This is a genomic window from Candidatus Symbiopectobacterium sp. (genome assembly GCF_020054415.1).
Taxonomy (GTDB): Bacteria; Pseudomonadota; Gammaproteobacteria; order Enterobacterales; family Enterobacteriaceae; genus Symbiopectobacterium.
Window position 1 is genome coordinate 1 of record NZ_JAHWCO010000313.1, and the last position, 1,256, is coordinate 1,256.

The window sequence follows — 1,256 nt, forward strand, 5'->3', positions numbered from 1 at the left end:
AAATGATGTTATATCATCTCCTATCTCATTTTTTAAAAACTGAGTTGTTGTCAGTTGAGAGGCTTTGTTACTATTAGGCCCCCATACTATATTATTTTCAAAAACAGAATTAAACATACGATTATTATAAATGCAGAATTGCCGCTTATTCAGTGCACTAGCAAGGTGAACAACTGCAGTATCTACTGTAATAACAATGTCTGCACATTGAACAAGAGCGAATGAGCGCTCTGCATCCTCGAAAGGATTAATATCAATACGCTTCATCAAACGATTGTTTATTTTGTTACCCAAATTAAAAACAATAGTTCTATATCCTACCAACGTGTTTAAGTAAGTTAGTATTATATTAATTTGATTAGTAGATAAACTACGATTTTTTTGGGATGCAAATGGATTGAATATAATTATTTTTTCATTTTTCAGTTTTATTTTTTGAGAAAAAATATATGCATCATAAACATAATTTTCATTGAATGTGAGGTAAGGTTGGCACTTACTATCAATAGAAAATAATTTAATGATGCTTATCATTCTTGTTGTAATGTGCTCAGACTTATGCGTGATAATATTCGTGTCAAATATCGTATTTTTAGGTTGATTAAAACTGATTGCGTGTTTTGGTTTTATATATGATAGCGTTTTAAGTCTGTAATAAGAAAATGTATCAAAATCAGCAAGATCAATAACCAAATCAATGTTAAACTTTAATAAGTTTCTGGTTTTCTTAAAATCATTTTTTTTATATATAAAACAACCATCAATTTTGATCATGTCTATGAATAAAAATGATATCTTGGGAGGTATTATTACATAAACCTTAAAATAATTATCTCTAAGTGCTTTAATTATACCTGATGTTACAATAGCATCTCCAATAGCCTGAGAATGCATAAATATACATATGTTTTTGTAATAATTTTTAATAAACGTGCTTTTTTTTCGATAGAATAGCTTAAGATAATAAAATTTTAGTTTTTTCTTCAATTCTTTTGTTTTGATGTTTCTTTGTCTATTTAATTTTCTTAATTCCAAATAAAAATTCATTTTTCAAACATTTCTCCAATAAATGGCTTTGTTGAATAATAGGTAATCATGCTGTTTTTCCATGCCAGTTTTGGCTTTGTTGAATAAATCAGAACTTGTAACGACTGCGCCCCATACGGGTCGATTGTTACGTGATGCGAATACTGTTCGGCATTCCTAATAGCGTGATCCGGTTAAGCGCTTTGACCATGGCCATGGCTTCACCCACC

General features: G+C 29.5%; 1 protein-coding gene and 1 pseudogene. Both read right to left on the bottom strand.

Translation table 11 applies throughout. The features are described from left to right. On the bottom strand, positions 1-1,047 hold a 1,047-nt coding region (locus QZ506_RS09230; RefSeq protein ID WP_291970576.1), incomplete at its 3' end, for a glycosyltransferase family 9 protein. A 127-nt stretch (positions 1,048-1,174) separates the two neighbouring features. Then, a pseudogene (locus QZ506_RS09235) lies at positions 1,175-1,256 on the bottom strand (lipoprotein); the annotation flags it as partial.